The sequence below is a fragment of the Neobacillus ginsengisoli genome, from assembly GCF_030813055.1.
In genome coordinates, this window is record NZ_JAUSTW010000003.1 from 453,786 (window position 1) to 474,346 (window position 20,561).

Consider the following 20,561-nt stretch of genomic DNA (forward strand, 5'->3'; position numbering starts at 1 on the left):
TTAAAGTCCCCAATAATAAATCAATTCATGTATAGCGATTTATCAACCTTTCGATCTCAGCGTCTGCTTCCTGGTAAGCCAAATCAAAAAGAGTCAGTTGGCTGTAAATTTCTTCATCTTCCTGTCTTTTTTCCACATAGGAATAACATCCATTTTGATCTTGTTCACGTGCTTTTACATTGTCACTAAGGTAAATGGAAAGAATTTGTTTAATACGTTCCTTTAATTTTTTATCATAAATAGGAAAAGCGATTTCAACCCGCTTTTCAATATTTCTTGTCATTAAATCCGCTGAGGAAAGTAAGATTTTTTCTGCACCATTGTAATGGAAATAATAGATTCGACTATGCTCTAAGAAACGGCCAATTATACTTCGAACTCTGATATTTTCACTAACTCCTTTAATACCCGGCCTAAGACAACATATCCCTCGAACAATGAGGTCGATTTTAACTCCAGCCTGTGAGGCTTCGTAAAGTTTCATAATTAATTGTTTTTCCGTAAAGGAATTCATTTTCGCGATAATCCTGCCATTGCCATATTGTTTATGGAATTCAATCTCTTTGTCAATAAACTGAATAAAATCCTCGCGAATTTCCAAGGGTGACATAACAAAATGGTTAAAGTGCGGCTTCTCCATAAATCCGCTTAAATAATTAAAAAAATTGGTTGCATCTAGGCCAAATTCTTTATTTGAGGTAATTAATCCTAAATCAGTATAAACTTTTGCCGTTTCTTCATTATAATTGCCTGTCCCAAGGTGAACAAAACGTTGGATTTTATCATCCTTTTTTCGAACAACAAGTGTAATTTTGCTATGGGTCTTTAAGAATGTCTTTCCGTAAATCACAAGGCAGCCTGATTCTTCAAGCTCTTTAGCCCACTGCACATTATGCTCCTCATCAAATCTTGCTTTTAACTCAACTAGGACAAGTACTTGTTTCCCGTTTTCTGCAGCCTTGATTAAATTTTCAATGATAGGTGAGTTTTCACTCACTCGATAAAGAGTTTGTTTTATAGCAAGTACATTGTGATCCTCTGCTGCACAACGAACAAAATCGATAACAGATTCAAAAGATTCAAATGGATGATGCAAAAGAATATCCTTGTTTCCAGCAATATCAAAAATATTATACTTTTTCCCGCTTCTATCTTTGATTAGATCCGTAGCAGGTTGCGGGATTAATGTTTCAAAGATAAGATGCTCCTTAAAAGGAGCAATTTGTTTATAAAAATTGAATAAAAACGTGAGGTCAAGAGGACCGTTAAGATAATAAGCGTCTTCCTTGTCAATTTCCATCTCGGTTAATAAATAATTAAACATTTCCTGATCAAATAATTTATTTGAAAATTCTAACCGAACGGCTTCACCCCATTTTCTCATTTTTAACTCTTCTTCGATTTCCTTTAAAAGATCTGTTGCCCCTTCTTCATGTATTTCCAAATCTGCATTCCTTATGATTCGGAATTGTGTCACGGATTGAACCTTTAGCCCGTTAAATAGCTTGAATACAAAGTGGCTGATAAGATCCTCAATAAAAACAAATCGTTTTCGAGTACTTTCATCCATATTTGGAACTTCTACGAATCGATCAAAACCTTTAGGCACTGGCACGATTGCTAGCATTTTTTGCATGGTTGAACATATATTTTTATCACATAAGACCACCGCAAGATTCGTACTTTTGTTAGAAAGTAATGGAAATGGGCGATATGCATCAATACCCATCGGAGTTAATACAGGAAAAATAACTTGATCAAAATGCTGTTCCAGTTTAATTAATTCTTCTTCTGATAAATCACTAATAGAAACAAAGGAAATATCTTCTTTTTCCAAATGGGATATAAGCTGTTTAAATGTGTTATATTGCGTTTTTACCAGTTCTTGCGTAAGTTTTGTTATTTTACAAATTTGTTCCTTTGGAGTTAAACCTGCTTTATTTTCTGGTTTGGAAAACCCGGCTTTTATTTGATCTTTTAAACCTGCTACGCGAACCATAAAAAACTCATCGAGATTTGAACTAAAAATAGCTAGGAATTTAAACCTTTCTAATAAAGGATTTCGTTCGTCTATTGCTTCCTCCAACACCCGTTTATTAAATGCTAACCAGCTAAGTTCGCGGTTATTATAAAAATCTGGATTATTTAAATCAATAAGCTCGTCCAATTCTATCTCAACACCTTTAACAACTGTAATTTACCATACCAAAGGCTTTAAAGTTAATTGAAATTCCAGGACAATCGTTCTTCCGAGAGACTTTTCTAAATGCCTTATTTGTTTTTCGGCTTCCTGCTGCTCGATTTGCCAGCTCTTATTGCAATATAGCTCAAGATGTAAATGACCTTCCTTCTCCTGACACTTGGCACCCAATATGATATTTCTTTTCGTTCTATTTAAGGCAAAGGATAATTTTAAAAGGGACCCAAGAATCCTTAATTTCCGTCTATCTTTTTTAGGAAACCATTCTTTAAAAGGTTTAACATAATTTTTAAATGCATCCTTTGATTGGTAAGAAGCCAATAAAGCAAGCTTGATACGATCTTTATGGGAAAATCCTTCAATACTTTGATTTGTTATGAAATAAAATGTGTGAGCGCTTGCCGAGTCTCTTTCAAAAAATTCTCCTAAATTGTATAAATAACCAGCAAATCGCAGGTCATTTAAATCCTGTTCATCAACCTCCAAAATTTCTGCCTGACCGAAAGTATCACACAGTCTCTTAACGGTATTAACTACCTGCAGCCTTTTTTCCAAATCGATATCAAATTCTAAAGCAATTTGCTGTAGAGTTACATCAAGATTCGGATGAAAATCATTTTCATTCAGACGCTGATCCTTTATTTCATCGTACATAATTCCATCGCGAATCCCTTTTTCACTTAATTGAAAAAAGGGTGCATTAACAGTTCTGTAAATAGAAAGAAAAACCTCTATAGCAGGAAAAATGATATCTGACCGTTCTTTGGATAAACCCTTTACATTTTGGAGTTCTTGAAGGGATAACGACTCTAATTTTGCTTTTACCATTAATATATCCTTTATTTTCATTTCATATTGATGGAGAGAATGAAGCGGATAATCCTTCATGCAAAGGTCAATTTCCCCTAAATTCCTGGCGCTTCCCCCAATCCCAATAATCGGAAGCTGACAATTGCCTAACCATTTAAGTCTCTGAAATTTCAATTGCAAATAATTAGATAACTCAGAAATCTCAAGATCAGTTGGAATTTTATTTTTAACAAATTGTTGATTAAGCGATAAAACCCCCATAGGGAAGCTATGATAATTAACCATTTTTCGATTTGAAAATCGGGTAATTTCTATACTTCCACCTCCAAGGTCAATGGTTATTCCATCATTGATATCTGTCGCTCTAATCACACCAAGGAATCCATAAAAAGCTTCCTCTTCTTCCGATAAAATCTTTACTGAAATCCCAATTTTATCGTTTATACATTGTTTAATTTCATCTTGATTTTTAGCTTGCCTAATCGCCGCGGTGGCGACAGCTTTCGTGGAAGTCACCTTATGCAAGGATATAATCTCTTTAAAAACCATTAAAGTTTTTAACAGAACATTTATCCCCTCTGGATTTAATATCTGATTATGATCAATGTAGTTTTGGAGCCTGGCAGAAACCTTTATATTTTCCATTTCCTTAATCATATTTTCTGCTTTAATACGATAGATAATTAATCTAATGGTGTTGGAACCAATATCAATAATCGCTTTATTATTGTCCAATTTTTGATCATCCTAACATTTTTTCCTTGTCCAATAAACTTGATATTATAAAATAAATACAGGAGCCTTACATCCTGTTTTCTGGTTCTCATAATGTTCCCTACTGACTTAGCTAATATTTATATTCCAGTAGTAAGTACATACTTTTTTTACGCAAAGGAATTGTTCATCAAAGTTTGAACAAACTATACATGATGCTGTGAATCATCAAATTCACACATCTATTCTCATTGCCAGACTTACAATCGTTACTACCTCCTCCTTCCTTTTTTATAAATATGTTCCCAAATTTTCTGTCCTAACATATATTAGTCTAACAATCGAAACCCAGATTTTGGTGGAGAAGGCTTTTTGGGAATAGAAGTTCAAACAAAAAAAGATTCCACCTAAAATAAAAGGAGGAAATCAAATGACAGAAACCCTAAAAAAACGAAACCGTTGGAAATATAAACGAAACATTAAGCTCAGAAAATCATTGTTGTGGATGTGCTGATTGTTTTAAAAAAGGAGCCCACCAAAAGGGTTAGAATATATCCTTTTGGGAAGCTCCTTTTTTTATTCCATCAACTTCAAAAAGTCCCTTTTTAAACATGTTAGTTCCAATTAGGCGCATTAGCCGCTCTTGCAGTTGGTTTTACTTTAGTTCGTTCATCAGTTTAGAAGATTTTTTTCTGCGGCCTATCTATAATAATAGGCTATCTATCGAAAATTCTTCTTAATATATTGCTGTTCTTCCAGAGGTGTTAATAATCGGGTGGCTTTACCAACGGTACCGCCTTGATAGGACCATATAAGATTATGGTCCTCGACAGCATGACTAAAATCACCCAGAATCCAATGCGTAAGAATAGTTAATATCATTTCTTTCGCTTCATTATTACCAAATTCTTTGTTACGAACAACATTATATAATTTGTTGATCTTATCCTTTTTAATTTCGGATGCCCCCCATTTTCTTTCCGAGGCAACCAATTGGTGTGTCATATTATGAACTTCCTGAATTAGCTGCTCCTCCCTCATCGTTTCATAGGAAGGCATTTTATCTTTTGGAGTTGCCGCTTCAAACCTTTTTTTATTGTCCTCATTTGCCGCAATATTTACCGGGCTATTTACATTTGTATCAACCTTGACCTTTTCTTCATGTTTCATATTAAAATATAACCCTATGACACTTACTAGAATAACGACAATTCCAATTAAAGCAGGTCTATACTTTTTCAGGGTGCTAACCTTCTTCGATTTTTCAGTCCCTGCAACACCTTCGAGATCAGTATTTTCTTTAGTTGCTATCATTTACCTCTCCCCCACGGTTTCTATCACGTTTTATAAATATTTTACCATGAATAGAAAGAAATGTAATAGAAGCCGGCACAACATCACACTGTCCACTCCACAAGCACAAAATCAACATTTTGTCCACGAACGGTGCCTGTCACCGCAAATGGTGTTATAATTTAACATAAGACGAGGGTTCAGCCCTATTTAAGATTACGGGAGGAGATAAAGTGAAAGTACGGAAAGCGATTATTCCAGCGGCAGGATTAGGTACAAGGTTCTTACCGGCGACAAAAGCCCAACCAAAAGAGATGCTGCCGATTGTTGATAAACCGACATTACAGTATATTATTGAAGAAGCCATTGAATCCGGGATTGAAGAGATTTTAATCATTACAGGAAGAAATAAAAAATCAATAGAAGACCATTTTGATAAATCCGTGGAACTAGAGCTTGAGCTGGAAGCCAAAGGGAAGCACAAACTTTTAGAAGAAGTACGGAAAATCTCTGATATGGTCAATATTCACTACATCCGCCAAAAGGAGCCGAAGGGACTGGGCCATGCCATTTATTGCGCCAAAAGCTTCATCGGTAACGAACCCTTCGCAGTCCTGCTCGGCGACGACATCGTTCATGCCAAAAGGCCATGTTTAAAGCAAATGATTGATGCGCATGAAGACTACATGACCACCATCCTTGGCGTCCAGGAAGTCGCTCTCCGGGATGTTGATAAATATGGAATCATCGAAGGCGAAAATATCGAAGGCCGAATCTATAAAGTCAGCGGCCTGGTCGAAAAACCTGCCATTCAAGAGGCTCCATCTAATGTGGCTGTACTCGGCAGGTACATCATCAGCCCCGCGATTTTTGATATTTTAGAAAACACCCAACCGGGCAAAGGCGGCGAAATCCAACTAACCGACGCTCTTAAAGAACTTGCCCAACAAGAAGAAATATATGCCTACAACTTCGAAGGCCGCAGATACGACGTCGGCGACAAGCAAGGATTCCTTCAGGCAACCGTCGAATTTGCCTTAAGAAGAGGCGACCTCCGCGAAGAATTTCTCAAATACCTTCTCAAAATTACCGAGAACGAAAAGGTCACTATTTAGCTAAAAGCGTAAGGATTCTTTTTAAAAAGGAACCTTGCGCTTTTTTTTCGACACGTTGTCGTGCTTGATCTTCTTTTCGAAAAATGAATGGAGGCCACTATTTCCGGCAATACCTATGTTGAACAATCAAAGATGAATTTAAATGAAAAAGCTGCGGAAGGAAGATTTGTATGGAAAAGTCAAAGTTTGTTTATGTGACCTACATCTCAACAACACCGGAGATTCTCTGGAATGCGCTCCTCGACCCGAAGATGACCGAGCAGTATTGGCAGCATGAAAATGTATCCGACTGGCAACAGGGCTCTAACTGGGAGCACCGGCGCTTTGACAATGGAGCGATTCTCTTAGTTGGAAAAATTTTGGAAAGTACACCACCCAACCGTCTTGTTCTGACATGGGCAGATCCTGCCGATGCCAAACAGGAGGAGAATCACTCCCGAGTCATGTTTGCGATTGACCCGATTAGCGATGTGGTCCGCCTGACGGTGACGCACGACCAACTTGCTCCCGGCTCAGGGATGGTTGAAGACATAAGTGAAGGCTGGCCAAAGGTCCTCTCAAGTTTGAAATCCTTGCTGGAAGTGGGTAAGCCGCTTCCAAGGTTGTGGTAATAATACAAACATAGGGTAGCTGAGCACGGGGAGAATCTGCAATGAACGCATCCCCGGCATTCTCGATGCCGCAGTCATCTAAATATTGGGAGCAGCATAATTTAAAAATATAATAAACAAGGATAAGCCCCTTTAAAAATGTAAAAGGCTTATCTTTTTTCATTCATTAAGGAAAATGGCATTTTTGTTCTGCTGTTACCTTCATATACTTTTAATACCAAAAACCTCTATCAAAGCATTCATTTAGTCGTATAACTACAACATATATTGTAGAATAGGATTACTTTATAATTAAAATAGAACTGGGGTGCCTTTATGAAATCCATTTGTATTTTTGCAGGTTCTAGTTTTGGAAATGACTTTGAATATGTGGAAAAAGCGCGGGAGCTTGGAAAAATCATGGCGGAAAATGGTTTTTCGATCGTATATGGCGGTTCAAAAAATGGCTTAATGGGTGAAATCGCTAATGAAGTGCTGTCACATGACGGCGAAGTGGTTGGGATTATGCCTAGAGGGCTAATAAAAGGTGAGAATGTTCATAGTCAACTTACAAAGCTTATTGAAGTTGATACGATGCATGAAAGAAAAGCGAAGATGAGTGAACTGGCAGATGGCTATATTGCTTTACCTGGCGGCTTAGGCACTTTTGAAGAGTTATTTGAAGTTTTATGCTGGGCGCAAATTGGAATCCATCATAAACCGATTGGTGTCCTTAATGTGAATGGCTATTATGATCCGCTTCTCAACCTAATAAATCACTGTATTCAAAAGGGCTTTTCCGGTGAAATCCATAAAAGCATTATCAGCTCGAGTTCAGATCCCGAAACACTTCTATCTTTAATGGTCAATTATGTCCCTAAGGAAATTGAATATAAGTGGAATCATCAAAATGTGAGCTTGAAAAAAGAGAAATAGGTTCATTTAATAAAGTTTGCTACCAAGGAAAAAGGCAGAGGACATAAGCTAATTCCCCTGCTTTTTATATATTTTTTAGCATCGCACTTCACACAATACCGCATTATCTTTTTTGTTCAGTATAAAATACTTTTTATGGAGATGAAAGTTTTTTGAAGACCCAAATTTTCTCAAAATAAAAAATGGGAGGATCATCTCCCATTTTTTTGCGCTTATTATGGATTTACTTTTGTATTAAATACTTGCTTTCCATCCTTATATTCTAAAACGGTCGCAGATTTAATAGGATTGTGATCCTTGTCGATCGTGACAATACCTGTAACAAGGGATAGATTTTTTGTTTTCTCTAAAGCATCCTTAATTTTACTAGGATCGGTGCTGCCCGCACGTTTGATAGCATCCGCTAATAAATAGATAGAGTCGTAACCGAGTGCGTTGAAGGCGTTTGGCGACTCACCGTTGTTTTTCTCTTTAAATGTCGTTACAAACGTTTGAATCTTTTTATCAGGATCTTCTGAAGAATAATGGTTTGTGATATAGGTGTTGTTCAAAGCATTCGCTCCCGCTAATTCTACTAGCTTCGGTGAATCCCAGCCATCAGCACCCATAAATGGAACAGTGATGCCCAATTCACGAGCCTGCTTAATAATTAAACCAACTTCTTCATAATATCCGGGAATGAAAATGAATTCCGGATTCTTTGCCTTGATTCGCGTTAACGTGGAACGGAAGTCTGTATCCTTAGCGACATAAGCTTCTTCTGTGACAATTTTTCCGCCTGCTTTTTCAAATGTCTTTTTGAAAGAAGCGGCAAGTCCTTTTGCATAATCACTCGCGCTATCAGCAAAAATCGCGGCGCTTTTCACCTTTAATTCCTTTGTAGCAAAATTCGCGGCAACTGTTCCTTGGAATGGATCGATAAAGGATGTACGGAAAACGAAGTCATTCAGTTTGCCATTCGTCCCAACTGTTACGTTTGGACTTGTTCCTGACGGAGTTAACAAAATGGTTTTCGAATCATCGGCAATCTGCGCCTGTGCTACTGTATCGCCACTAGTAGCTGCACCAATGATAGCCGTTACGTGATCTTGACTCGTTAACTTAATAGCCGCATTTGTTGATTCAGCAGCATCGGACTTATTGTCAACTTTCACAACCTCGATTTTCTTACCATCGATTCCGCCCTTTTTGTTAATCTCGTCCACTGCAATATTAATCCCTGAAGCAAGTGACTCACCATAAGAAGCCACACCGCCTGAGAGCTCTAGGTTTACGCCAAGTTTAATCGTATCGCTTGACCCTGAACCTGTAGTATTTCCTTTCGCTCCTGAACAACCGGCTAGTATTCCGGCTAATAACGTCGAAGCCATTACAACCTTTGTAAACTTTTTCACAATTGTCTCCCCCTGTGTCTGATTTTTCTGACATACAATAATAGTATCTTCCTTAAAAGAGCTATTAGTTTAGATACCAAAACAATAAATAGTATTTTAAAACTTTTATTCCAGTTTGTCTATGTTTATTTTCTCTATATTGTAACATTTCAGAAATTTTTTATATTTTTGTCACTATTTCATAAAATACACCTGTTGGAAGTATTTTAATATTATCTGAAGAAATCAATTTTCTTAAGGAGGAATAAAGTTGAAAGTACGGAAAGCGATTATTCCGGCGGCAGGATTAGGCACAAGGTTCTTACCTGCGACCAAAGCCCAACCTAAAGAGATGCTGCCGATTGTGGATAAACCGACATTACAATATATCATAGAAGAAGCCGTTGCCTCCGGGATCGACGAAATTTTAATTGTAACCGGAAGAAATAAAAAGTCAATTGAAGATCATTTTGATAAATCAGTGGAACTCGAGCTTGAATTGGAAGCGAAGGGTAAGCATGCTCTGTTAGAGGAAGTGCGCCAAATCTCGGATATGGTAAACATTCACTACATCCGCCAAAAGGAGCCGAAAGGACTTGGCCATGCCATTTATTGCGCTAAAAGCTTCATTGCTAACGAGCCCTTCGCAGTCCTGCTCGGCGACGACATCGTTCATGCCAAAAAGCCCTGTCTAATGCAAATGATCGAGGCGTATGAAAAATATAGGACCACTATCCTTGGCGTCCAGGAAGTAGCAATCCGGGATGTTGATAAATATGGAATCATCGAAGGTGAAAATATCGAAGACAGGATCTATAAAGTAAAGGGCATGGTCGAAAAACCTGCCATTCAAGAGGCTCCGTCTAACGTGGCTGTCCTCGGCAGGTACATCATCAGCCCCGCGATTTTTGATATTTTAGAGAACACCCAACCTGGCAAAGGCGGCGAAATCCAACTTACCGACGCCCTTAAAGAACTTGCGCAACAAGAGGAAGTATATGCCTATAACTTCGAAGGCCGCAGATACGACGTCGGCGACAAGCAAGGATTCCTGCAGGCAACCGTCGAATTTGCCCTAAGAAGAGACGATCTTCGCGATGAATTTCTCAAATACCTGCTCAAAATTACCGAGAGTGAGAAAGTCACTTTATAAGGGCTTATAAAAAGCGTAATGTTCTTTTAAGAAGAGGAACTTTACGCTTTTTTTATCAAGTTTCAATCATAGAAGAGGTGATTGTAAACAAGAAGGTCCGAGCGGTCTGTTCTTTATTTAACTTCCGCTACTGTTAGTTCTTCCTTCCGTTTTTTCCTCTTTTTATCCGCTCCAAGTACTTTTAAGGATAGGAATATCCCTGACCCGGTTAAGGAGATCATAGCCAGAGCTGCAAGGTCGACCAACCATTTAATATTAGTTGTTCCGATTCGTCCTTGGTGAAGACCTTTTATTATGCTCATGAACGAACGTGAGGAAGTACCGTCTCCACCTGGCCCGCCGCCAAATCCGCCAGGACCTTGAAGCTGTCCGTCTGAGTTACTTCCCATTTGGCTTTGGGTTTGACCGTTTGATCGGGTTTGACCGTTTGCGGGTGGCTGCCCGCTTGTCTGCCCTTGTGCCTGCCCCGTTGTTTGGCTTGAGCCTGTTGTCGTACCGCTTTGCGTTGCTGGCGCTTGATTCATTTGGCCTGATTGGAAATTACCCCTGCCCTCAACCTGTGACTGTCCGATCAACCACGGCTCGTTCATTAGCAAGCCGGTAATCGATTCCATTAGTATTAAGATTGAAGCTATTAAACCAATCCATAAGTGTGCCCTTCTCATTTTCTTCATTTTGAAATACTCCTTTAGCTCCACAGTATAGTTGCGCCCTCTAGACCATAGAAGTTTTTTATTTGATAAGCCCATTATTATGTGAGTTCCTTAACATTCCCTTAATAAATTTCAGATAAATTAAAAATGCATTTAAACAGCGGGCGAATAATTAATCTTTTTTTCATAAAAGACAACAAGAGCACCTTTATATATAAAGGCTAATAAAAAGTACAAATCACCCTTAAGCCTACGACCGCTTGGGTGATTTTCTTATTACCCCTATCTACACCTTGCCCGACTCCAAAAACTGTCATATGATAATATAAAAATTCATAAATTACATTCTTTTATAGAATCTGTCCATTCCACACGGACAATTGCGACTTGAGTGTCCATCAACGGTGACAGGCACCAAAAAGGGACACCAAAAAGGAGGACCTATATGAAATCCAACGGCATTTTTCATTCTGTTTGCCCCCTCGACTGTCCGGACCAATGCGGATTACTTCTTCATAAAGAGGACGGGAAAATTATCAAAATTGAGGGAGATCCGAATCATCCTGTGACAAAGGGACATATTTGTAACAAGGTTCGGAATATGACGGAACGAATTTATGATGAGAAGCGCTTAAAATACCCGTTGAAACGGACCGGGCCCAAAGGTGAAGGTACCTTCACACGAATCAGTTGGGAGGAAGCCATTCACACGATTACATCCCGTTGGAAGCAGCTTATTCAAACAGATGGACCTGAAAGTATCCTTCCTTATAGCTTCTATGGGAACATGGGCAGGCTGAGCGCCGAGGGAATGGACCGGCGGTTCTTTCATCGTTTGGGTGCTTCACAGCTCGACCGAACCATCTGCTCATCAGCAGGTTCCGTTGGGTATAAATATACGATGGGCGACAGCTTGGGAATGGACCCGGAAGAGACGATTCATTCGAAGCTACTCATTTTTTGGGGTATAAACGCCGTATGCACGAACATGCATCAAGTAGCGCTTGCTCAAAAAGCACGGAAACAAAACGGTGCCAAAATTATTGTCATCGATGTCCACAAAAATCAAACAGCTAGATTAGCAGATTGGTTTATCCCGATTTTACCGGGTACCGATAGCGCTCTTGCTTTAGGACTGATGCATATTTTATTTGCAGAAAACCTGGTCGACCAAGCTTTTTTACAACAATATACTGTCGGTCACGAAGAGCTGCGTGTGCATGTCTTACAGTACGACCCTGTCACTGTTTCCGGAATCACTGGTGTTCCTGTTGAAGATATCTACCAGCTTGCTCGGATGTATGGAAAAACGTCCCCTGCTTATATTCGTATCGGAAACGGGCCGCAGCATCACGATAATGGCGGCATGTGCATCCGCACCATTTCCTGCCTCCCGGCACTTACCGGACAATGGCAGGTGAAAGGCGGCGGTGCCATCAAAGGGAATTCAGCTTATTTAGCGATAAATTCAACAAACCTGCAGCGTCCTGATTTACTTCAAAATAAAAACACTCGTGTGATTAACATGAACGTACTTGGTGAGGCTCTCCTTGCATTGGAACCTCCGGTAAAATCACTCTTTGTTTACGGCACGAACCCTGCCGTTGTCGCTCCTGAAGGCAATAAAGTAAGAAAAGGGCTTGAGCGGGAGGATTTATTTACCATCGTCCATGATTTATTTTTAACAGAAACCGCAAAATACGCAGATATTGTTTTACCGGCGACCTCTTCCTTTGAAAACACGGATCTTTATACGTCCTACTGGCATCAATATGCCCAACTTCAACAGCCGGTAATGGAACCATATGGCGAGGCGAAATCAAATGTTGAAGTCTTCCGTTTGCTTGCAAAAGAGATGGGCTTTGATGATGCACCTTTACAAGAGACTGAAGCAGAAATGATTGCGCAAGCACTGGAAAACCCGCGTAATCAGTATTTAGAGGGAATTAATTTTGAAACATTGATACAACGGCAATACACGAAATCCACTATTAAACCGTTGTTCCCCGGTGTCCTTCCAACTCCGAGTGGAAAAATCGAATTGTATTCCCAGAAAATGCTGGAAGATGGGTATCCTCCATTACCTACGTATCTACCTTTAGTTGATGATGGAGATTTTCCATTTATGTTTGTTCCCGGTCCGACGCATAACTTCTTGAACTCTACTTTTTCAAACAATCAAAAACATGTGGCGCTGGAAAAAGAGCCTCGATTGCACATGAACCTAAAGGATGCGCTTGCAGCAGGGGTTGAAGATGGGGATCTAATCCGAGTTTGGAACCATCGCGGAGAATGCGAGCTGAAAGTGATCGTCGGAGAAAATGTCCTTCCCGGAGTGGTTGTGACTCAGGGACTTTGGGCGGATAACCACAATGCAAAGCAACTGATAAACTCACTGACCCCTGATCGAATTGCGGATATGGGAGGAGGTGCAACCTTTTTTTCAGGGCGTGTAGGTGTGGAAAAAGTATAGAACGATTGGGATGGGTCACTCTTTCAAATAAAATAGAGTCAGGATTTTTCCTTCTGACTCTATTTTAATAGTTTTTTACCGAGAAACTTTATTGTGTTTGGAAGACACTAAAAAACTGGTCTTTATCGGTCCCTCCAATAGTGAGCTTAACAATAGCGGATGTTTTTCTTAGTTCAAACTGACTTTCGCTTGCCGACTTTTCACCTTTTGGTCGACAGAATCTAACAAAGATCGTTGCTGGAACGATTAAAAAAAAGAGAATTGATGGCATCATCACTTTTCTTTCCCTCCACTGTCCTCTCCATAAAGACAAATTAGCACATTTGTCCACGAAGGGTGCCTGTCACCCCGATATTCCGTTGGGGTGAACTGCATGTATTTTTTGAATAATCGGCTGAAATAGTTTGCGTCCTTAAATCCTACTTGATTGGCAATTTCTTGGATGCTTAAATCAGTTGTTTCAAGATAGAACACTGCTTGGTCAATTTTAACTTTATTTAAATAATCCATTACACTGATGCCAGCCTCCTTTTTGAAGAGGTGGCTGAAATGAAATCGGCTTAAGTGACAATGATGGGCAATTTCTTCTAATAAAATGCTTTTTTGGTGGTTCTCTTTTATGTACCGAATGGCTCGCTTAATAATTGGTGAAAGATTGCTAGTCGTTGATTTTTCTACTTGTTCTGTTAACCATTCTGCATAATCACTAACTTTTTTAACAAATTTGTCGTAGCGGATAGTGTGATAGAGCTCTTGGATAAAGCTCCCATTACTTGTCATAATCGTTACTGGTTTTACCCCCATATCTAGAACCATCCGAGACATCATCATCAGTAAATCCATAACCTCAGACTTAAATAAATCTTCATTAAATTGATACGACTTGGCGACTATTTCCATAAAACTGATAATTTTTGTGACTACTCCTTCTTTATGCCCTATTCTAACAAGTGAAAGCAATTCAGCTTTTTCCCTTGTTAATGGATTTTTTAGAGTATCGTCTATATCCCGTTTCATATCTGTGTGAAAAATTAATTTATTGCCTTGAAAAAAACGCCCGGACATTGACTTTTTTGCTTCCTCAAATGAACGAAATAACAAATTGGGGTCGTCATAAAAACCTCCTATCCCAATTGATACACATATGCCGATATGATCAGACTCCCTTTGAATTTCTTCTGCCAGCAGGAGGATATCCCTTTTTCTGTCTGCGTAATTTACTTCTTTATATTCGAGTAAGAGAGCAAGGACTCCCTCTTCTGTCCAAGTCCACAAAAATGGGACGGATAATACTCCTCTTAGCTCATCCACGAGTTTTTTTCCAATATCGATTTTCCAATCCATTTGTTTCCCTGCGGCTAAGTCCGGATACCGATCCACAGAAACCAGCATCACTACCTCAGGCTGTATGTTCACACCGTATTTCTCCTGCAATTCTTCAAACGGTGCAACATGTACAAGAGTCCCTGATAATAGAAGCTGTGAAAAAGCTATTTGTGTAAGTTCCTGGATCATGAGTTTGCCCCCCATTTTTCAGATAAAGAGAAAACTCGCCGATTGGCAAGCCCCTAGGGGCGAAGACAGAGGCGTAGTTGCACTTTCCTATTAGCTAAAAAAGAAGCTCTTCTACACTTGATTACTGGTGTAAAAAAGCTTCCATTTATTCTTTACCATTCCAAATCACTAATTAATATTTCGACACTATTCAGAATTTTCCCTTCATGAATTTGATGGTAAATACTTTCAATATCAGGATAAAAATAGCGGTCCTCTGTTACGGTTGGAACTTGGATTCTAATTAGTTTGTAAACCTCATGGCTAGCAGGAGACGGTTTTAATGGTTGATGAAAATCCAAGGCCTGTACGGCTGACATTAATTCAATGGCTAAAATATACTCAAGCTTTTTGGAAATTTGATAAGCCTTCTTCGCCGCAGAATAAGCAAAACTTACAACATCCTCTTGATTCGCACATGTAGAAGTATTATCGACAGTCGCAGGGTGTGAAAGAATTTTGATTTCATTCAGCAGCCCCGCAGCAGTGTATTGTGGAATCATATAGCCACTATTTAACCCTGGATTAGCCACTAGGAAAGGAGGAAGTTCACTTACATGATGATTGACAAGCCGATCGATTCTTCGCTCTGAGATCTTTGCGAGATTAGCCATCGCTATGGCCATTGAATCTGCCTGAATCCCCACGAATGTTCCATCAAAATTTCCGCCCATCAAGGCTTCTCCATTGTCCTCAGTAAAAAGAATCGGATTATCACTTGATGAGTTGATTTCATTGGAAATCGTAATTTTTGCATCCTCCAGTACTTTTTTTACGGCACCATGGACCTGAGGAATACATCTAAGGCTTAATGCATCCTGTAATCGATAATCCTGATATTTTTCAACAATCTCACTGCCTCCGAGAATTTTTACAATGTTCCTGGCAGTCCGAGCTTGCTCCTCATGCCTTTTTACAGAATGGGTTCGCGGATCAAAAGCTTTTATTGTTCCCTTAAGGGCTTCTAAAGCAATTGCACCAGCAATATCAGCTGTTTTGGCCGCTTGAATTCCATCAAAAAGTGCTAAAGCGGCAAAAGCAGTGACGGAAGTAGTTCCGCTGGTAAGTGCCAGTCCTTCCTTACAGCCTAATGATAATGGCTGTAAACCTGCACGTTCTAAAGCAGCATTTCCTTTCAGAAGCTCACCATTGTACCAGGCTTTCCCTTCACCCATTAATAATAAGGCCATATGAGCTTCCGGAGCTAGATAACCAACTGACCCTTCTCCCGGCGCAAAAGGAATAATTTGCTGATTTAAAACTGACCTTATTAGTTCTAAAACCCCCAGTCTAACACCTGAAAAACCCTGTCCTAAATTAATGAGAATCAGCAGTTGGATGGCCCTAACCACTTCTTTATCCAGCGGTTCACCTACTGATACAGCATGGGAACGGATAATATTTTGTTGGAGTTTTTCAGCATCCATAGAAGAAATACTCTGACTTACATTACTCCCAAACCCGGTTGTAACCCCGTAAACAGCTCGTTCTTCGTCAAGGAATTTTTCAATGACTGCCCTTGATGCATTTACACGATCTCGATATTTTTGTGAAAATAAGACCTCGGCACCATATCTAGCTACAGCAATGATTTCATTCAAGGTAACATCTGTTTTTCCTAATTCCACTTTCTTTATATCTTTCGGATGACGATTTGTTTGTAAAAGTATCAATGTAATTTATTTCTCCTTTCATGATTAATTTCTAACCGAAACTGAGGATACACTCTCGTTTATCGGCTTTAAATCATCTAAATGCGGATCACTTGCTTCCGTTAATGAAAGAGATTTAGTTTCAGGAGCCCATGCAATCGATACAGCGGTACCGACTAATAGAATGATAGCCATCGCAAACATCGATGAAGTCATTCCAAAGGAATTCACAGTCACAGGTAATAAGAAAGTTCCGATGGCAGATCCTACACGGCTTATGGCTGTAACTAATCCAACTCCCGTACCGCGAATTTCGGTAGGGAAAAGTTCTGCTGGATAAACAAGGGTAAGATTCGAAGCTGCCGACATAACAAAAGTAAAGATAGCAAAAACCATGATGGCAAAACCATGTGAACTGGCTGGCAGAAGACTGAGGACAAATAAAGAAACGGTTAAAATAATGAAAGTATAAATGGTAAAACCACGGCGTGAAAGTTTCTCTGTACACCATAAACCGGCGATGGAACCAACAAGCAGGAAGATGTTTAAATACATATCAATCGAAAAGGTTTCTTTAAAACCCATTTTATCTAAGATGGTTGGAAGGAAAGTATAAATAGCGAAGTAGGGAACGACCTGGCAAACATAGAAAAGGCCGCCAAATGCTGTCCGTTTCCAAAGCTGTTTGTTGAAAAGATCCGCTAAGCGATAGTTTACATCCGTATTTTTTTCAGCATTATCCTCCATAACCGCATTTGGTCCAATATATTTCCTTACAATTTCTCTTGCTTCCTCTTTCCGGCCCATTTTCACAAGCCAACGAGGAGATTCTGGTGTTCCCAAACGCAGAATTAACACAATAAAAGCAGGAATCGCTCCACTAACCAGCATCCATCGCCATGAATCAGACCCTGACTTCTCGAGGTAATATCCCACTACGTTAGAAAGTACATAACCAACAGTCCATAGGACATTTAAGGATGACAGCAATAATCCCCGGTACTTTTTCGGAGCAAATTCCGCGAGTAAGGTTGAACCTACTGCATAATCTCCCCCTAATGCAAAGCCGATTAAAATCCTGAGGATAAACAGTGTTATTGGATCTTTTACAAAAAATTGCAGAGCGGATGCCACAGTAATAATTAAAAAATTAGTGAGGAAAATTTTCTGTCTGCCTATTTTATCGGAAAGGCCGCCGAGTAAAAGGCTTCCAAAGAATAATCCAATCAAAGCAGAGCTTCCGATTAAGCCCTCCCACATTGAATTTAGCTTCATTTGCGGACCTAAGAGGCTGAGGGCCATTCCAATGATACCGAGTGCGTAACCATCTGAAAAATTCGATCCAAACGTAAGTGCTGTAATTCTTAGGTGGAACTTATTAAGCGGTGCATCATCCATCTTATATTTTCTTTCGCTCAAAAAAATCTCCCCTTTACGATTTTTGATTATTCTGATATTTTTTTTCAAAAAAAATCACCAATCCTTTACATCCACGCCTCCATCCGATTTATTATTAGCGCTTACAATCCTTAAAGTAAATTATAAGGACTGATAAATAATATTACTCTAGACAATCTTTCGAAGTACTAGCACAATATTGCTATTGTTTCTTTCAATAACGTGGTAAAGGACTGAGGGATTGCCCCCTCAGCACAGTAACGAGGTAAAGAGGCACCTTCAGTCCTTGATTCTATTTTTTAGAGAAAATCCGGATATGTCATAACCGATTTTTCCTTTTGTAATAAACTTGCTAATTAACTCTCCGACTACACTTGAAAATTTGAATCCATGGCCTGAAAATCCCGTAGAAATAAAGACATGGGAAAACTCAGGATGTTGGTCGATGATAAAATGTTCATCCGGCGTCAACGTATACAGGCAGGTACTTCCCTTTAATAGAGGTCCGTTTGCAAGCGGCATAAATTTTTGTAAAAATGAACGGATGTCTTTTTCATCATCCAATCCATAAGGGCGAATTTCGTCATCAGGGTCAACTTGAAATCCACCATCGTGCCTCCCTATTTTTAGGCCGCTTTCATTAATACTAGGGAAACCATAATAATGAGAATCTATTAAATCAACTGTAAAAGCGGGGAATACATCTGAATCAAATAATTTCTGTTCACATTGAAACCATGAGACTGTTTTACGAACAGGTTGAAGAGGTAGATCCAGTCCTAAATCTTTTAGCAATTTGTTTGACCGGGCCCCCGCACTTATGACTATAAAATCTGTATGGTAAGAATCATGCGCTGTTTGAATGACCGCGCCACCGCCAGAATTGACTTCCAGCTTCTCAACCTTTGTGTAAGGAAGTAAGGTCATACCATTTGCTAAACCAAGATCACGAAAAGCCCGGATACATTGTTCACTAAATAAAACGCCTGAATTTGTCTCCAGGCAGCCGGCAAATCCTTCAGGGAAGGTTAATCCTGGCCATCGATAGCTCATTTCCTCACTAGATAATTCTTCTACTGGCAAAGAAAACTCCTTTGCACTTTGGAGCACTTCTTTAGTAAAAGCGGACCCCGGTGCACCCGCGGAGAGAACTCCAGTCCGCATAAATAATGGCATGTTTGACTCATTCTGCAATTCTCCCCATAATTGCTGTGCTCTTAATACAAGAGGAACATACTGTCTTCCTTCACCGTAAGCATGGCGAATGATTCTTGTAGCACCATGATGACTGCCACGATCATGCGGAGGATTATGACTATCCAGCAGCAAAGTTTTTATTCCCAGCTTTGACAAATAGTAGCCCGCAGCCATTCCCATCGAACCAGCACCTACTATGACAACTTCATAATGATTATTTATCATCTTTCACCCTCCGAATTTAAGTTATCCTGAATAACCTTGTTACAAATTCTTCGTTGCACAATTAAATTCCTTTTTAAAATTACATTTAATGCCGGCGAAATAGGCGACTGCCACTTCCTGCAAATAAACCAAGGCATCCTTTAAAAGGGTGCCTTGGTCTACAATAGTGTCCGTAACACGCGGACAAATCAGCGGTTTTGTCCATGAACGGTGCCTGTCACCATGTTTTTCAAACAAAGTTTTTCCGTACAATTGGATTAGTCAACAGCGGTAGCTGGCCATTTTTTAATAGTGGCTGTGGTTTTCCAAGGGCATAGCCCTGGCCCAAATGAACTCCAAGTTTCTTTAAAAATCGTAGTTCTGCTAAGGTTTCAATCCCTTCGGCGATGACCACAGTATCAGATTGTATTGCAAACTCTAACAGAAGCTCCACTAAATGCTGCTGCGACGGATTTTGCTCGATATCTCTGATGAGCGATTTATCAATCTTAATAAATTCAGGTTTTAAAGAAATAAGCGTTTTTAAACTGTTATATCCAGTCCCTGCATCATCCACTGCAATTCGAAATCCCTGTCTTCGATAATGCTCAATCATTTTTTTAAACAGATTATAGTCAATCACTGCCTCTTTTTCAGTAAGTTCTAAAACGACCTTTTCAGGAGAAAGATTATGAATAGCTAGCATTTCTAGCGTCTTACCGCTTAGATAAGCAGGATCAGCTAACACTTGGGGCTGTATGTTGAGGAACACCAATTGATCATTGTGACATGGTGAACTTTTTATTTGCTCAGAATACCTCTCTAGAGAAAGATTACGTAAAAACCGTTCCACCATTAAAACATTTTGACTTTTGCTAACATAGTCATAAAAGTTTTCTACGGTCGGGAATAGCTCTGTTTTTTGAGGGCGGTTTAGAATTTCAAACCCAACTGTATCACCGTCCCCGAGTGAAAGAATCGGCTGAAACACTGTATTTACTTTTTCAGCCTGCAATAGTTCTTTAAGCTCTTCTTTTCTTTTAAATTCTTGAAAAAGAAAATCCCTATTGGACCTCAAATATCCAAGATAATTTATATAGCTAATCATGGTGTTTAATTTCATAATACCACCTTTTGATTTTTGTTGAAGACTGTCGAATATCTTCTATAGTATAGAATTATTAATATGTAATCCGCTTTAAGTGTTTGTAAAGATTAAGTAAATCCACAACAAATAAAACCCGAT

General features: G+C 39.3%; 17 protein-coding genes. 5 read left to right on the plus strand and 12 right to left on the minus strand.

Features of this window, described 5'->3' with window-relative positions:
• Positions 1 to 25: 25 nt before the first annotated feature.
• From J2S10_RS11295 to J2S10_RS11305, 3 genes are all read right to left on the minus strand, one after another.
• Positions 26 to 2,167, minus strand: a complete 2,142-nt coding sequence (locus J2S10_RS11295; RefSeq protein ID WP_307407684.1) for an RNA degradosome polyphosphate kinase — start codon at positions 2,165 to 2,167, stop codon at positions 26 to 28.
• A gap of 30 nt (positions 2,168 to 2,197) precedes the next feature.
• The gene (locus J2S10_RS11300; protein ID WP_307407686.1) at positions 2,198 to 3,745 is read right to left on the minus strand and encodes a Ppx/GppA family phosphatase; all 1,548 of its coding nucleotides are present in this window, start codon (positions 3,743 to 3,745) and stop codon (positions 2,198 to 2,200) included.
• Positions 3,746 to 4,444: 699 nt separating this feature from the next.
• Positions 4,445 to 5,038, minus strand: a complete 594-nt coding sequence (locus J2S10_RS11305; protein ID WP_307407688.1) for a DUF6241 domain-containing protein — start codon at positions 5,036 to 5,038, stop codon at positions 4,445 to 4,447.
• Between the two features lie 212 nt (positions 5,039 to 5,250).
• On the opposite strand from J2S10_RS11305, the gene galU (J2S10_RS11310) reads away from it, so the two are divergent.
• The 3 genes from galU (J2S10_RS11310) (at position 5,251) to J2S10_RS11320 (ending at position 7,658) form a co-directional block, all read left to right on the plus strand.
• A complete protein-coding gene (gene galU, locus J2S10_RS11310) occupies positions 5,251 to 6,132 on the plus strand; it encodes a UTP--glucose-1-phosphate uridylyltransferase GalU (protein WP_307407690.1) in 882 nt (293 codons plus the stop codon).
• Positions 6,133 to 6,302: 170 nt separating this feature from the next.
• Positions 6,303 to 6,743 (plus strand): SRPBCC family protein, encoded by a 441-nt coding sequence (locus J2S10_RS11315; RefSeq protein WP_307407692.1) that lies wholly within the window; start codon positions 6,303 to 6,305, stop codon positions 6,741 to 6,743.
• A gap of 315 nt (positions 6,744 to 7,058) precedes the next feature.
• A complete protein-coding gene (locus J2S10_RS11320) occupies positions 7,059 to 7,658 on the plus strand; it encodes an LOG family protein (RefSeq protein WP_307407694.1) in 600 nt (199 codons plus the stop codon).
• 215 nt (positions 7,659 to 7,873) lie between these two features.
• On the opposite strand, the gene J2S10_RS11325 is transcribed toward J2S10_RS11320, so the two are convergent.
• Positions 7,874 to 9,028: an ABC transporter substrate-binding protein gene (locus tag J2S10_RS11325; RefSeq protein WP_370876192.1), complete on the minus strand. Its 1,155-nt coding sequence runs from the start codon at positions 9,026 to 9,028 to the stop codon at positions 7,874 to 7,876.
• 274 nt (positions 9,029 to 9,302) lie between these two features.
• Here J2S10_RS11325 and galU (J2S10_RS11330) point away from each other — a divergent pair, with 274 nt between their 5' ends.
• Entirely contained in the window at positions 9,303 to 10,184 is an 882-nt protein-coding gene (gene galU, locus J2S10_RS11330) for a UTP--glucose-1-phosphate uridylyltransferase GalU (protein ID WP_307407696.1), read from the plus strand.
• Between the two features lie 113 nt (positions 10,185 to 10,297).
• On the opposite strand, the gene J2S10_RS11335 is transcribed toward galU (J2S10_RS11330), so the two are convergent.
• The gene (locus J2S10_RS11335; protein ID WP_370876187.1) at positions 10,298 to 10,858 is read right to left on the minus strand and encodes a PepSY-associated TM helix domain-containing protein; all 561 of its coding nucleotides are present in this window, start codon (positions 10,856 to 10,858) and stop codon (positions 10,298 to 10,300) included.
• A 424-nt stretch (positions 10,859 to 11,282) separates the two neighbouring features.
• Between J2S10_RS11335 and J2S10_RS11340 the strand changes: the two genes are divergently transcribed.
• Positions 11,283 to 13,310 carry a molybdopterin-containing oxidoreductase family protein gene (locus J2S10_RS11340; RefSeq protein ID WP_307407701.1) on the plus strand — a complete coding sequence of 676 codons (2,028 nt, stop codon included), beginning with the start codon at positions 11,283 to 11,285 and terminating at the stop codon, positions 13,308 to 13,310.
• Between the two features lie 88 nt (positions 13,311 to 13,398).
• On the opposite strand, the gene J2S10_RS11345 is transcribed toward J2S10_RS11340, so the two are convergent.
• From J2S10_RS11345 to J2S10_RS11375, 7 genes are all read right to left on the minus strand, one after another.
• Positions 13,399 to 13,587 (minus strand): hypothetical protein, encoded by a 189-nt coding sequence (locus J2S10_RS11345; protein ID WP_307407703.1) that lies wholly within the window; start codon positions 13,585 to 13,587, stop codon positions 13,399 to 13,401.
• Positions 13,584 to 14,825, minus strand: a complete 1,242-nt coding sequence (locus tag J2S10_RS11350; RefSeq protein ID WP_307407705.1) for an AraC family transcriptional regulator — start codon at positions 14,823 to 14,825, stop codon at positions 13,584 to 13,586. Before J2S10_RS11350 ends, J2S10_RS11345 begins: the two co-directional genes overlap by 4 nt.
• Positions 14,826 to 14,977: 152 nt before the next feature.
• Complete coding sequence (gene hutH / locus J2S10_RS11355; RefSeq protein WP_307407707.1) at positions 14,978 to 16,537, minus strand: histidine ammonia-lyase; 1,560 nt, start codon at positions 16,535 to 16,537, stop codon at positions 14,978 to 14,980.
• Positions 16,538 to 16,561: 24 nt separating this feature from the next.
• A complete protein-coding gene (locus tag J2S10_RS11360) occupies positions 16,562 to 17,935 on the minus strand; it encodes an MFS transporter (RefSeq protein ID WP_307407709.1) in 1,374 nt (457 codons plus the stop codon).
• Between the two features lie 258 nt (positions 17,936 to 18,193).
• Positions 18,194 to 19,333: an N-methyl-L-tryptophan oxidase gene (gene solA, locus J2S10_RS11365; RefSeq protein ID WP_307408131.1), complete on the minus strand. Its 1,140-nt coding sequence runs from the start codon at positions 19,331 to 19,333 to the stop codon at positions 18,194 to 18,196.
• A gap of 42 nt (positions 19,334 to 19,375) precedes the next feature.
• On the minus strand, positions 19,376 to 19,573 hold the full coding sequence (locus J2S10_RS11370; protein WP_307407712.1) for a hypothetical protein: 198 nt from the start codon (positions 19,571 to 19,573) through the stop codon (positions 19,376 to 19,378).
• The gene (locus J2S10_RS11375) at positions 19,566 to 20,438 is read right to left on the minus strand and encodes an EAL domain-containing protein (RefSeq protein WP_307407717.1); all 873 of its coding nucleotides are present in this window, start codon (positions 20,436 to 20,438) and stop codon (positions 19,566 to 19,568) included. Before J2S10_RS11375 ends, J2S10_RS11370 begins: the two co-directional genes overlap by 8 nt.
• Positions 20,439 to 20,561 lie beyond the last annotated feature (123 nt).